We start from the raw sequence: 12,513 nt of genomic DNA on the forward strand, positions 1-12,513 counted from the left end.
CCTCCCGACAGTTCAGTTTCTTAACCGTTTCTCCTGAACGGTAGTCGGGGCTGCGCGCGGTGGTCGTACCGGACTCAGGCCGCGGCCTCGGCGGGCTGCGGCGAACGGGTGCCCACCGGCGCCGCGACCTCGGCGGCGTGCCGCAGCGCGGTGGCCCGCCGCTCGCGGGCCGGGCCGGACGCCAGGTGGACCACCGCCGTCAGCACGCCGATCGCGGCGCAGCCGAGCCACAGCGCCGCATTGCCGACGTGCTCACGCACCAGACCGCCCAGGATCGGCGCGCTCGCACCGGCGATCTGCCAGGAGAGGCCGAACACGCCCTGGTACCGACCGCGCAGTTCGGCCGGGGAGAGCTCGGCGATCAGCGTGGAGTTCGACGGCGAGTTCAGCATCTCGCCGACCGTCCAGATCAACACGGTCAGCCCGTAGAACCAGGCGCTACCCGCGAACGCGGTCAGCCCGAACCCGACGCCCATCACCACGGCGGCGACGGCGAGTATCTGCGAGCGGTTGCGCCCGCGGATCAGCCGGGGCACGAAGAGTTGGCCGACGACGATGAGGAGACCGTTGAGGGCGATCACCGAGCCGTACGTGGCCGGGCTCAGGCCGGAGTCGCCCATGGCGATCGGCAGCATCGAGATGTGCTGGAGGAACACCAGCGCGGCGAACAGGTTCAGCGTCACGAAGCCGAGAAAGACCCGGTCGGCGAGGATCGTGCGCAGGGCGCCGCGCGGGGCGGTGGTCGCGGCGACGGGAAATCCGCCGTGGCTCGTCTCCGGCACCCGGACGAAGATGATCAGCGCGGTGATCAGCATCGTGCCCGCGTCGACCACGAACAGCAGCAGGTAGTCGGCCTGCGCGGCGAGACCGGCGAGGATGGCGGCGCAGGCGAAGCCGAGGTTGATGGCCCAGTAGTTGAGCGAGAAGGCGCGCAGCCGGTCCTTCGCCGGTACCACGTCGATCATCATGGCCCCGAACGCCGGGCGGGCGGCCTCGGCGAACATGCCGAGCAGCAGGGCGCCCAGCGCGACCGCCCAGAGTTCCCGGGCCAGCCCGAGGGCGAGCATCATGGTCGCCGCGCCCACATGCGCGGTGAGCAGCGTCGGCCGGCGGCCCCACCGGTCCGCGAGGGCCCCGCCGGCGGTGGTGCCGACCGCGCCGCCGACGCCCCAGAGACCGAGCACCAGGCCAGCCTGAGACGGCGAGAAGCCACGTTCCTGGGTCAGGTAGATGGCGAGGAACACGAGGACGAACGAGCCGAGCCGGTTGATCAGGGTGCCGGACCACAGGTACCAGAAGGTCCTGGGTAGGCCCCCGGTGGTGTCCGTGAACCAGCTCCGCATCGTCCGCACGTGGTGCCCCCGCTTACAAGTAATGACCGATCTGACTGCCGTGCCTTACCAACCCTAGTGCCGGCCGGAATCGCAGGTCACCCGCTTTTTCACGTGGTGGTCGTCACGACGGGTGCCCGCGTGTCCGCAACCGGGTTGAGGCAGGATGATCCGCATGACTGCGAGCGAGGGGCCCACCGTCGGGACGCTGGTCCTGTTGCGGCACGGCGAGAGTGACTGGAACGCCAAGAACCTCTTCACCGGCTGGGTGGACGTCGACCTGACCGAGAAGGGCGAGGGCGAGGCACGGCGGGGCGGCGAGCTGCTGCGCGAGCACAGCCTGCTGCCGGACGTCGTGCACACCAGCGTTATGCGCCGGGCTATCCGCACCGCCGAGCTGGCGCTCAACGCCGCCGACCGGAACTGGATCGCCGTGCGCCGGTCCTGGCGGCTCAACGAGCGCCACTACGGCGCCCTACAGGGCAAGAACAAGAAGCAGACCCTTGACGAGTACGGCGAGGAGCAGTTCATGCTCTGGCGCCGGTCGTACGACACCCCGCCGCCGCCCATCGCGGACGACGACGAGTGGTCGCAGGTGGGTGACCCGCGGTACGCGCTGCTGCCGACCGAGCTGATGCCGCGTACCGAGTGCCTCAAGGACGTCGTCGAGCGGATGCTTCCGTACTGGTACGACTCGATCGTGCCCGACATCCTGGCCGGCCGTACGGTGCTGGTGGCCGCGCACGGCAACTCGCTGCGCGCCCTGGTGAAGCACCTCGACCAGATCTCCGACGAGGCGATCGCCAAGCTCAACATCCCGACCGGTATCCCGCTGCGCTACGACCTCGACCCGCAGCTGCGCCCGCTCACCCTGGGCGGCACCTACCTCGACCCGACGGCAGCGAAGGAAGCCGCCGCCGCGGTCGCCAACCAGGGCCGCTAAGTGCAAGGAAGGGCCCCTTGTTATGCAAAAAGCGATAACAAGGGGCCCTTCCTTGCACTTCAGCTGGCGGTGGTTGTGTTCTCGCCGGTGATCAGGTAGATCACGTGCTCGCCGGCGTTCACCGCGTGGTCGGCGAAGCGCTCGTAGAACCGGCCCAGCAGGGTGGCGTCGATCGCGGTCTCCACCCCGTACGGCCAGTCGTCGCCGAGCAGCACCGCGAACAGGCTCTTGTGCAGCTCGTCCATGGCGTCGTCGTCGCGGTCCAACTCGGCGGCGAGGTCGACGTCGGGCTTAGCCAGCACGGAACCGATCTTGGCGGCCATCCGGTCGGCGATGTCGGACATCTCGGTGAAGACCGTCCGCAGCTCGGCCGGAACAGCCGGGGAGGGGTGCCGGCGCAGCGCGGTCTTCGCCACGTGCTCGGCGAGGTCACCCATTCGCTCCAGATCGGCCGCCACGTGCAGCGCGGTGATCATTGCCCGGAGGTCGGAGGCGACCGGCGCCTGCCGGGCGAGCAGGTCACACACCCGCTCCTCGACGTGCCGGTAGAGGTCGTCGATCTCGGCGTCCCGCTCGATGACCGTCTCGGCGGCCTGCCGGTCGGCCGTGAGCAGGGCCCGGGTGGCCTGGCGCATGGCGGCGCGGATGCCCTCCGCCATGTCCACCAGCAGTTGGCTGACGATCTGAAGGTCGGCCCGGAACTCGTCGCGCATCATCACGTCCTGTGGTCGGTCGCCGCCGACGGGTGTCGGCGCAGGGGTTGAGCAGGTGCGACGCCAACGGTAGGGGGCGTTGACGGACCCCGGATGAACCAGGGTGAACGACGCCAGACGTGGGGGTGAACACTTTCGGAAGTGAGGGTGATTCGTCCCGTTCTGTGTGGTAGCCAGGTTAACAATGACCCTACGATCGCCGGGTGGAGTGGGCAGTGGCGGTCGTGGTGGCCGTGGCGTTGGCGGCCGGAGTGGTCGTCGGTGTCCTGCTGCCCCGGTTCCTGCCGGCGCGCGGCGGCTCCACGTCGACGGGTAGCGCGAGCTCCCGCTGGAGCACAGGGAGGCCCGCGATAGCCGACTCGCAGCAGGCCGGGCTCGGCCGTCGGACGATCGACTCGCTCCGCGCCGGTGTCGTGGTACTGGACGACGACGACGTCCCCGTCCTGATCAACCCGGCCGCCCGCGCCATGGGGCTCCTACGGACCGGCAGCACACCGGGTTCGATCGCCGCGCACCCGTTGATCCGTACCCTCGCGGGTCAGGTGCGGCGCACCGGCGTGCGGCGCGAGATCGAGCTGGATCTGCCCCGAGGCCGCGACAGCGCGGGGGAGAACCCGCTGGGCGTGCACCTGCGGGCCATGGGTCTCGGAAACGGCTTCATCGCCGTCGAGGCTGTCGACGTGACCGAGTCACACCGGCTGACCCGGGTCCGGCGGGACTTCGTGGCGAACGTCAGTCACGAGCTGAAGACCCCGATCGGGGCGCTGCAACTGCTCGCCGAGGCGCTGCTGGACGCCACCGAGCCGGCCGACGCCACGGCGCCGGACCTCTCCGAGGACCTGGTCGCCGCCCGCCGGTTCGCCGAACGGATCCAGCACGAGTCGACCCGGCTGGGCCGGCTGGTGCAGGAGCTGCTGGAGCTGACCCGGCTCCAGGGCGCCGAGCCGCAGCCGCCGCCGGAGCCGGTCGCGCTCGACTGGGTGATCGCCGAGGTGGTCGACCGCACCCGGACCACGGCTGCCGCCCGGGGGGTCGAGGTCACTGTCGACGGCGAGCGCGGTCTCACCGCGTACGGCAGCGACAGCCAGCTCGCCACGGCGGTGGCGAACCTGGTGGAGAACGCCATCAACTACTCGGGCGAGGACACCACGGTGCGGGTCACCCTCCGCGGTGACGGCGAACATGTCGAGGTCGCGGTCGCCGACCAGGGCATCGGCATCGCCCCGACGGACGTGGACCGGATCTTCGAGCGGTTCTACCGGGCCGACCAGGCCCGCTCACGTGCCACCGGTGGCACCGGGCTCGGCCTGGCCATCGTGAAACACATCGCGAGCAACCATGGCGGTCGGGTGGAGGTGTCGAGCACTCTTGGCGGTGGGTCGACGTTCACCCTCCGGTTGCCCGCCAGCCCACCGGACGATCTCCTGGCGACACTGCCGCCGGCTGGGATCGAGGCCGGTCCGGCCGAGCTACGGCAGGTCTGACAGCAATGGAAAGGAAATCCCCCTTGAGCCGCGTTCTGGTGGTCGAGGACGAGGAGTCGTTCTCCGACGCCCTGTCGTACATGCTCCGTAAGGAGGGCTTTGAGGTTTCGGTCGCCGCGACCGGAACCGACGCCCTCACCGAGTTCGACCGAACCGGCGCCGACATCGTGCTGCTCGACCTGATGTTGCCCGAGATGTCGGGGACCGAGGTGTGCCGGCAGCTTCGGCAGCGCTCGGCCGTGCCGATCATCATGGTCACCGCGCGGGACAGCGAGATCGACAAGGTGGTCGGCCTGGAGATCGGCGCCGACGACTACGTCACCAAGCCGTACTCCCCTCGGGAGTTGGTCGCCCGCATCCGGGCGGTGCTGCGGCGGCAGAGCCCGGAGGTCGCCGAGGCGGGCGCTCCGACGCTGGCCGCCGGCCCGGTGCGGATGGACATCGAGCGGCACGTCGTGACGGTCGAGGGCGGTGCCGTGCAGCTGCCGCTCAAGGAGTTCGAGTTGCTGGAACTGCTGCTCCGCAACGCGGGCCGGGTGTTGACCCGGGGCCAGCTCATCGACCGGGTGTGGGGCGCCGACTACGTCGGTGACACCAAGACGCTGGACGTGCACGTGAAGCGGCTGCGCTCCAAGATCGAGCCAGAGCCGTCGGCGCCGCGTTTCATCGTCACCGTGCGGGGTCTGGGCTACAAGTTCGAGCCGTGATCGGCCGATCCGAAGGGGGTCCGCGCCCGGCGTGGACCCCCTTCGGGCTGTCGGCGTCCGCTCAGCGGACGACCTTGACGTTGAAGATGGCGGTGTCGAGCCGGCCGTAGAGCCGCAGCCAGAGTGGCATCAGCATCTCGGTGCCCCGGGCCGTGGAGAGGTCACCGAGGTCGATGACGTCGGTGTGCCCGAAGCTGACGAGCAGGTCGGTGACGATGCGCTTCGCCTCCGCGTCGTCGCCGGAGACGAAGACGCTGTGGTCGCCGTCGGCGAGCTGGCGCGGACGCACCATCAGCTCCGCGGTGAGCGTGTTGAGCGACTTGACGACCTTGGCCTGCGGGAACTCCCGCTGGATCCGTTCGGCCAGGGAGTCGGTGTCATTGACCGTCAGAACGGGCGGGAAACCCGCGCTGAAGTCGAGCGGGTTGGCGATGTCGAGCAGGACCTTGCCGGCCAGGTTCGCCGCGCCGGCCGCGGTTAGTGCCGGCAGGGATCCGGTGCCACTGGTGGCGTTGACGACCAGTTCGGCGTCGGCCGCCGCCACGGCCATGGTCTCCAGGCCGACCTCGGGGTGCTCGGCGGCCCAGGCGGCGTAGGCGCCGGCCCGCGTGGCCGCGACGTCCCGGGTGCCGATGGTGACCTGGTGGCCCAGCTCCGCCGTGCGGGCCGCGATGGTCTGTCCCACCGAGCCGGTGCCGAGAACTGCGATGCGCATGTCGATCGATCCTCCACTCGGGCGCGGTGGCCTCGCGCCGACTGTCCGTAGGCTAACAGACAGGTCTGTCTACCGCTGTCCCTCATGGACGCTGGAATCGCGCCTGTCCCTCACTCCGTGTCGAGTTGCCCCGGATATGGGGATGCGGGGTCCGGGCTGCCGTGCGGCGCGGCGCCTATCCCTCGCCCCGTGACGAGTTGCCCTGAAGATGGGGCGGCGGGGGGTTGGGCTGCGGTGCGGCGGGGGAGGGGGCAGTTATCCCTCGTGCCGTGTCGAGCTGCCCGAAAAATGGGGCGGCGCGGGTTCGGCGCGGTAGGGCGCTTATCCCTTGTGCCGTGTCGAGCTGCCCCGGATATGGGGCGGCGGTCGAGCGCGCTGCGGCTGAAAAGGTTTCAGCCTCGACGGCTTGGCCTCGACGGCTTGGCCTCGACGGCTTGGCCTCGACGGCTCAGCCCCATATCTGGGGCAGCTCGACAGGAGTCGAGGACACCGTCAGCCCCGGCGGCGGACCGACGAGCGGCAGCAGACCGAGCAGCAGCAGACGGAGCTGTCTGTAGACCGAGCTGTCTGTAAAATCGTGCCCGTCACCAGCAACGATGAGGGAGTGCCGATGCCCGTGCACCGCATGCCGGCCGGCTCGGCCCGGGAGCGGATCCTGGACACCGCGTTCCGGCTGTTCTATGCGCACGGGCCACGCGGCGTCGGGGTCGACACGGTCATCGCCGAGTCGGGCGTGGCCAAGGCGACGCTCTACAAGCACTTCCCGCGCAAGGACGACCTCGTGCTGGCGTACCTGGACCGGGTCGACCAGGCGTGGTTCGGCGCGCTGCGGGCGGCGGCCCGCGAGGCCGGCGACGAGCCGCGCGACCAGCTCGTCGGGATGTTCGACGCCCTCGTCAGTGCCTGTCGTCGGGACGGCTACCACGGCTGCGCCTTCATCAACACGGCCGCCGAGTCACCCGCCGGCGGTCCGGTGCACGCCCGGACGGTGGAGCACAAGACGGTCGTCCGGGCCTGGGTGACCGAGCTGGCCCGCAAGGCCGGGGCGGCCGACTCGGAACTGCTCGCCCGGCAGCTCACCCTGCTGCTCGACGGTGGGCTCGCCGGCGGCGTGCTGGACGGCGATCCGGCGATCGCCGAGGCCGCGAAGCAGACCGCCCGCACACTCGTCGATGCCGCCCTCGACTGACTTCGTGCGCTCAGAACAGTTTGCGCAGGGCGGCGGCGATTTCGGAGACTTCCGTCAGGCGACTCTCCGCCACGCCGATGACGAGGTCGTACGCGACGTCCTGATCGGTCTCGTCGAGCTGGTCGATGCTGACGGTGCGGTTCTGCAACAGGAAGGCGACAGTCACGATCCAGCTAATCCGTTTGTTGCCGTCCACGAACGGGTGGTTGTTCGCCAGTGAGTGCAGCAGCGCTGCCGCTTTGGTCCAGAGATCGGGGTAGGCGTCTTCGCCGAAGACGCTCGTTCTCGGCCGAGCCACCGCCGACTCCACGAGGCCGGCGTCCCTGATCCCCACGCCGAGCTTGCGAGCGATGCCGGCCACATCGGCGAGCGTGGGGTATCGAACCTCTGCCATCACTCGGCCAGGCGCGCGAGCAGGGTGGCGTGTCGTTCGATGATCTCGTCGGCGAGGTCGCCGAACTCCTTGGCGTTCCGTCGCGCCAAGTAGTCGTCGATGGCGGTGACCACGACGGCGTGCATGGATCGGTCCTCCTCGTCCGCGACGAGACGGAGTCGCCGTTCGCGTTCGTCATCCAGCCGGAGGGTCATTGCCATCCGAATATGGTAGCAACAGTGCTACCAAGATCGGCTAGAGATCGTCGGCGGGGTGGGGGGCGACCAGGCCCTGTCGTACCCGGGCCGCGCACAGCTCGGCCAGCCGCTCGTACGCCGCCGCGCCGATCAGCGCGGTCAGCTCCGGGCCGTACGACAGGTACATCGGCTCGGCCCCGACGTGCGCGTCGGTCGACGAGGTGCACCACCAGTCGAGGTCGTGCCCACCGGCGCCCCAGCCCCGCCGGTCGAACTCGGACAGGGTGGAGACCAACACCTTGGTGTTGTCCGGACGCTTCACCCAGTCCTGGTCACGCCGGATGGGGAGCTGCCAGCAGACGTCCGGCTTGTATTCGAGCGGGTGCACCCCGTCGCGCAGCGCCTGGGCGTGCAGCGCGCAACCACCCCCGCCGACGAAGTCGGCGTCGTTGAGGAAGACGCACGGCCCGTCGGCGCCCTGGGTGGCGGTGCGGCGAGCGGGGTTCTTGCCGTCGATCGTGTCCTCGTCGGTCCAGTTCTTGAACCCGCGCTGGAAGTGCTGCCAGGTCGACGGGGTGAGCAGCTTGACGGCGCGGCGGACCCGCTTCTCGTCGTCCGGGTCGGTGAAGAACGCCCCGTGCGAGCAGCAGCCATCGGCGGCCCGGCCGGCGATGATGCCGTGGCAGCCCTGGCCGAAGATGCAGGTCCAGCGGGAGAGCAGCCAGGTCAGGTCGGCCCGGATCAGGTGGGTCTCGTCCGCCGGGTCGGCGAACTCGATCCACTCCCGGGGAAAGTCCAGCGGCACCTCACGGCTGCGCGGGTCCCCCGGGTCGTCCACCAGCACGCGGAGCTCCATCGTCACCCGGACCAGCGTACGCGTGGTGCCGTCCGCGGGCCGACGAGCCGCACGAACGTGTTGCACCTAGGGTCTTCACCATGCGACTGGGTGTCCTCGACGTCGGATCCAACACGGTGCACCTGCTGGTGGTCGACGCGCATCACGGCGCGCACCCCTGGCCGGCCCACTCGGAGAAGGTCGTCCTGCGTCTCGCCGAACAGATCGGTCCGGACGGGGCGTTGACCGAGGTGGGTGCGGACAGCCTGGTCAAGGCGGTCGGCATGGCCAGGGCGGCGGCGACCGGGCTGGAGGCCGACGACCTGATCGCGTTCGCCACCTCCGCGGTCCGCGACGCCACCAACGCGGCCGACGTGCTCGCCCGGGTCCGTGACGAGACCGGCGTACGCCTGGAGGTGCTCTCCGGCGCGGACGAGGCACGGATGACGTTCCTGGCGGTACGGCGCTGGTTCGGCTGGTCGGCGGGGCGTCTGCTGGTGCTCGACATCGGTGGCGGCTCCCTGGAGATCGCTGCCGGAATCGACGAGGACCCGGACGTGGCGGTCTCGCTGCCGCTGGGCGCCGGGCGTCTCACCCGCGAGCAACTGCGGGTCGACCCGGCCAGCACCACGCCGTCGTCCGCCGAGGCCGTCGCCAAGCTACGGGAGTACGTCGACAGCCGGCTGGACAAGGTGGTCGACCAGATGACCGAGGTGGGCTGGGACCGGGTGGCCGCCACCTCGAAGACGTTCCGCACCCTGGCGCGACTGGCCGGCGCGGCACCGTCCGGCGCCGGCCTCTGGGTGCACCGCAGGCTGACCCGTGCCGGCCTGCGGCAGATCATCGGCTTCATCCGGCACATGACGCCCGCGCAGTTGATGGAGTTGGAGGGCGTCGGCGCGGGCCGGGCCCACCAACTGTTGGCGGGCGCGGTGGTCGCCGAGGCGGTGATGCGCCGGCTCGACCTGGATGCCATGGACATCTGCCCGTGGGCCCTGCGCGAGGGGGTCATCCTCCGTCGGCTCGATCAACTCGAACCGATGTGACCGCCCCTGGGCCGCCGACGGGTTTGCCGATGCTCGTCCTGATGACCCCGTGACAGCCGGGCTAGGCTGGCAGGTGTGACGTCCCGAGTCCCCGTGCTCCTGTCCAGCTCGTCGGTCTTCCCCGAGCCGACCGCTGCGGCGTTTCAGCTGGCCGCGGCGCTCGGCTACGACGGCGTCGAGGTGATGGTGTGGACCGACGTCGTCAGCCAGGACGCGGGCGCGTTGCGCGGCCTGTCGGCGCACTACGGCGTTCCGGTGCTCTCGGTGCACGCGCCCTGTCTCCTGGTGACGCAGCGGGTGTGGAGCCCGGACCCGTGGCAGCGGTTGCGCAAGGCCGCCGAGCTGGCCGAGACGCTCGGTGCGCCGACGGTGGTGGTGCACCCGCCGTTCACCTGGCAGCGCGACTACGCGCGCGGGTTCGCCGAGGGGCTGGCCAGAGTCGAGGAGCGGTTCTCCGGGCTCCGCTTCGCCGTGGAGAACATGTACCCGGTGCGCATGGCGGGCCGGCAGTTCGTCCCGTACGTCCCCGGATGGGATCCCACCGACACCGGCTACCCGTCGTACACCCTGGATCTTTCCCACTGCGCGGCCTCGCACAGTGACCCCCTCGCGATGGCCGACCGGATGGGCGCGGGGCTCGCCCACGTGCACCTGGGCGACGGCACCGGCGAGGGCCGTGACGAGCACCTGGTGCCCGGACGCGGCACCCAGCCCTGCGGGGAGCTGCTCTCCTCGCTGGCCGGCCGGGGCTTCACCGGCGCGGTGGCCGTCGAGGTGGCGACCCGGGGCGCGAAGAGCCGCGCGGTGCGCGAGGCGGACCTGCGGACTTCGCTCGAGTTCGCCCGCGAGCACCTCACCGCGCCGTCACCGGTCGACGTCTGACCGGTGGCCCCGGTCAACTGACCGGGGTCAGCGACTCAGCGGTCGAGGTCGGCTGCGGGGCGACCGGCGCCTGCTCGCCGACCGCGGCCCGCTTGCGGGCCCGGTGCGCCGCCACATGCGAGCGGGTGGCGCAGCGCTCGGAGCAGAACCGCCGGCAGCAGTTGGACGACGTGTCCAGGTAGACGTTGCCGCACCGCTCGTCGGCGCAGACCCCGAAGCGGGCGCTGCCGTACTCGCAGAGCCACACCGAGAGCCCCCAGACCGCGCCGGCCAGGTATTCGGCGCTGACCGAGGCACCCCGGCTGGTCACGTGCATGTGCCAGTCACTGGAGTCGTGCCCGGAGATGCGCGGCTGGACCGGGAACGCCTCCAACAGCGCGTTCAGCTCGGTCACCGCCTGGGCGTCGCGCCCCGAGGTGCCGTACTCGAAGACATCGCGCAACCGCTTCTGAGCCCGTCGGAAGATGGCGACGTCCCGGTCGGCGACCTCGTCGCGCATCCAGGCGTTGTCGTCGGGGAACAGGGCCCGCAGGTCGTCGAGGTCGTCCAGGCGGGCGTTGACCAGGTCAACGCCGGTCCGGGCGTACGCGTCGAAGTTCACACCCCAACGGTAGACGACTCACGGGGCGCGTGGCGCGTCGATGTAGTGCGGTAGGAACCGCGCGTAGCCGTCGGTGATCAGACTCGCGCTCTCGCGGACTCCCAACCCGGCCGACTCGCCGTCGACGATCCAGCTACCCAACACCGTCCGGTTGCCGTCGAACTGCGGCAGCGCCCGAAACTCCTGGTAGCACCAGCCCTCGTCGCCGTAGATCCCCGGGTTAGTGATCTCCTCGGCGGCGGTGACGATGCGTACCGAGCCGCCCTCGCGGCCGAGCAGGGGCTTGGCCACGTACTCGGGCATGCCGCGCGGCGAGTCGAGGTACGCCGGAAGCAGGAACTCGTGACCCGGGTACAGCTCCCAGAGGATGGCGAGCAGCGCCTTGTTGGACAGCAGCAGCTTCCAGGCCGGCTCGATCCAGGTGGTCGGGGTGCCCGGGGCCAGCGCCGGCGGCCCGTACGGCTCGGCGAGCATCCACTCCCACGGGTAGAGCTTGAAGCAGGTGGTCACCGGGCGGTCGGCGGCGTCGACGAAGCGCCGGCCGTCCCAGCCGATCTCCTGAATGGGTTGCAGCGCGACGTCCAGGCCGGCCTGCCGGGCGGTCTCGGCGAGGTAGCCGGCGGTCATGTGGTCCTCGCCCGACTCCTCCTCGTTCGACCAGAGCACGTGCACCCGGGGGTCGTGCAGCCCGGCGCCGATCTTGGCCCAGGCGCCGACCAGCCGCTCGTGCAGGCTGTTCCACTGGTCCAGGTCCGGGCGGGTCTGCTCCAGCCAGTACCACTGGACGATGCTCGCCTCGACGAGCGCCGTCGGGGTGTCCGCGTTGTACTCCAGCATCTTCGGCGGCCAGGTGCCGTCGTACGCCAGGTCGAATCGCCCGTAAAGGGTGGGCGGCGCCTCGCGCAGGGACCGGGCCACCGCCTCCGCGGCCCACTCGGGGATGCCGAACTCGGCGTACCGGCGCTGGGCCACCACGTACTCAGCGGCGGCCACCGACATCCGGTGCAGCTCCTCGGTGGCCTCTTCCAGCCGCAGCACCTCGTCCAGGTCGAAGGCGTACGCGGCGGTCTCGTCCCAGTACGACATGATCCCGCCGTCGGGCAGTTCGGTGTCGACGTACACCAGGCCCTGGGCCCGGATGGTGGCGTCCCAGTCGGGCCGGGGCGTCACGGCCTCGCGCCGCACGTCAGCCGCCGCAGGAGGCGAGGTGGGTGCCGAACCCGCCGCGCTCGGGCAGGGCGGCGGTCGTCGGCTCGCCGCCGATCCGCCCCGCGATGGGGGCGGACACCCGCATCCCCAGCGCGACCGTGCCACCGCCACCGACCGGCCCGAGGGCGCAGTCGTCATCGTCGTCGTCGGAGGTCATGTTGCAGCCGGAGAGGGCGAGCGCGAGAGCGGTGAGCGCGCCGAGCTGCACGGAGGCCGACCGGAGCCGGCGGTGGGGGCTTTGGTTCACGGCATCGTTGTAGCCGATCGACGCCAGCGCCGCAGCCCCAG

At 70.7% G+C, this 12,513-nt stretch carries 15 protein-coding genes; 6 read left to right on the plus strand and 9 right to left on the minus strand.

Annotated elements, in window-relative coordinates; translation table 11 throughout:
* Positions 1 to 74 precede the first annotated feature (74 nt).
* The gene (locus AB0I89_RS20945) at positions 75 to 1,352 is read right to left on the minus strand and encodes an MFS transporter (protein ID WP_357129121.1); all 1,278 of its coding nucleotides are present in this window, start codon (positions 1,350 to 1,352) and stop codon (positions 75 to 77) included.
* A 154-nt stretch (positions 1,353 to 1,506) separates the two neighbouring features.
* On the opposite strand from AB0I89_RS20945, the gene AB0I89_RS20950 reads away from it, so the two are divergent.
* Complete coding sequence (locus tag AB0I89_RS20950; RefSeq protein ID WP_355050833.1) at positions 1,507 to 2,274, plus strand: phosphoglyceromutase; 768 nt, start codon at positions 1,507 to 1,509, stop codon at positions 2,272 to 2,274.
* A gap of 59 nt (positions 2,275 to 2,333) precedes the next feature.
* Here AB0I89_RS20950 and phoU read toward each other — a convergent pair whose 3' ends face one another.
* Positions 2,334 to 2,987, minus strand: coding sequence for a phosphate signaling complex protein PhoU (gene phoU / locus AB0I89_RS20955; protein ID WP_355050832.1), 654 nt, complete (start codon positions 2,985 to 2,987; stop codon positions 2,334 to 2,336).
* Positions 2,988 to 3,190: 203 nt separating this feature from the next.
* On the opposite strand from phoU, the gene AB0I89_RS20960 reads away from it, so the two are divergent.
* Together AB0I89_RS20960 and AB0I89_RS20965 are read left to right on the plus strand one after the other, a co-directional pair.
* Positions 3,191 to 4,471, plus strand: a complete 1,281-nt coding sequence (locus AB0I89_RS20960; RefSeq protein ID WP_357129126.1) for an ATP-binding protein — start codon at positions 3,191 to 3,193, stop codon at positions 4,469 to 4,471.
* A gap of 23 nt (positions 4,472 to 4,494) precedes the next feature.
* Entirely contained in the window at positions 4,495 to 5,178 is a 684-nt protein-coding gene (locus AB0I89_RS20965; protein ID WP_039906992.1) for a response regulator transcription factor, read from the plus strand.
* A gap of 61 nt (positions 5,179 to 5,239) precedes the next feature.
* On the opposite strand, the gene AB0I89_RS20970 is transcribed toward AB0I89_RS20965, so the two are convergent.
* A complete protein-coding gene (locus tag AB0I89_RS20970) occupies positions 5,240 to 5,893 on the minus strand; it encodes an NAD(P)-binding domain-containing protein (RefSeq protein WP_357129129.1) in 654 nt (217 codons plus the stop codon).
* 610 nt (positions 5,894 to 6,503) lie between these two features.
* On the opposite strand from AB0I89_RS20970, the gene AB0I89_RS20975 reads away from it, so the two are divergent.
* Positions 6,504 to 7,082 carry a TetR/AcrR family transcriptional regulator gene (locus tag AB0I89_RS20975; protein ID WP_357129131.1) on the plus strand — a complete coding sequence of 193 codons (579 nt, stop codon included), beginning with the start codon at positions 6,504 to 6,506 and terminating at the stop codon, positions 7,080 to 7,082.
* 10 nt (positions 7,083 to 7,092) lie between these two features.
* Here the strand turns inward: AB0I89_RS20975 and AB0I89_RS20980 are convergent, their stop codons facing one another.
* Genes AB0I89_RS20980 through AB0I89_RS20990 form a run of 3 tightly spaced genes read right to left on the minus strand, consistent with a single transcriptional unit; the run spans position 7,093 to position 8,508 of the window.
* Positions 7,093 to 7,443 (minus strand): type II toxin-antitoxin system death-on-curing family toxin, encoded by a 351-nt coding sequence (locus AB0I89_RS20980; RefSeq protein ID WP_357129134.1) that lies wholly within the window; start codon positions 7,441 to 7,443, stop codon positions 7,093 to 7,095.
* A gap of 32 nt (positions 7,444 to 7,475) precedes the next feature.
* Entirely contained in the window at positions 7,476 to 7,676 is a 201-nt protein-coding gene (locus AB0I89_RS20985; RefSeq protein ID WP_355050827.1) for a hypothetical protein, read from the minus strand.
* A gap of 34 nt (positions 7,677 to 7,710) precedes the next feature.
* The gene (locus AB0I89_RS20990; RefSeq protein ID WP_357129255.1) at positions 7,711 to 8,508 is read right to left on the minus strand and encodes a hypothetical protein; all 798 of its coding nucleotides are present in this window, start codon (positions 8,506 to 8,508) and stop codon (positions 7,711 to 7,713) included.
* 80 nt (positions 8,509 to 8,588) lie between these two features.
* On the opposite strand from AB0I89_RS20990, the gene AB0I89_RS20995 reads away from it, so the two are divergent.
* Both AB0I89_RS20995 and AB0I89_RS21000 read left to right on the plus strand, forming a co-directional pair.
* Positions 8,589 to 9,533: a Ppx/GppA phosphatase family protein gene (locus AB0I89_RS20995; protein ID WP_357129137.1), complete on the plus strand. Its 945-nt coding sequence runs from the start codon at positions 8,589 to 8,591 to the stop codon at positions 9,531 to 9,533.
* Between the two features lie 75 nt (positions 9,534 to 9,608).
* Positions 9,609 to 10,415, plus strand: coding sequence for a sugar phosphate isomerase/epimerase (locus tag AB0I89_RS21000; protein ID WP_357129140.1), 807 nt, complete (start codon positions 9,609 to 9,611; stop codon positions 10,413 to 10,415).
* A gap of 13 nt (positions 10,416 to 10,428) precedes the next feature.
* Here AB0I89_RS21000 and AB0I89_RS21005 read toward each other — a convergent pair whose 3' ends face one another.
* From AB0I89_RS21005 to AB0I89_RS21015, 3 genes are read right to left on the minus strand one after another with little or no spacing between them, the layout of a single operon-like run.
* Positions 10,429 to 11,016, minus strand: a complete 588-nt coding sequence (locus tag AB0I89_RS21005; RefSeq protein ID WP_357129143.1) for a CGNR zinc finger domain-containing protein — start codon at positions 11,014 to 11,016, stop codon at positions 10,429 to 10,431.
* An 18-nt stretch (positions 11,017 to 11,034) separates the two neighbouring features.
* On the minus strand, positions 11,035 to 12,201 hold the full coding sequence (locus AB0I89_RS21010) for a glutathionylspermidine synthase family protein (protein WP_357129146.1): 1,167 nt from the start codon (positions 12,199 to 12,201) through the stop codon (positions 11,035 to 11,037).
* Between the two features lies 1 nt (position 12,202).
* Positions 12,203 to 12,472 (minus strand): hypothetical protein, encoded by a 270-nt coding sequence (locus AB0I89_RS21015; protein WP_357129149.1) that lies wholly within the window; start codon positions 12,470 to 12,472, stop codon positions 12,203 to 12,205.
* Positions 12,473 to 12,513: the final 41 nt, after the last annotated feature.

This window comes from Micromonospora sp. NPDC049801 (assembly GCF_040656575.1).
Classification (GTDB): Bacteria; Actinomycetota; Actinomycetes; order Mycobacteriales; family Micromonosporaceae; genus Micromonospora.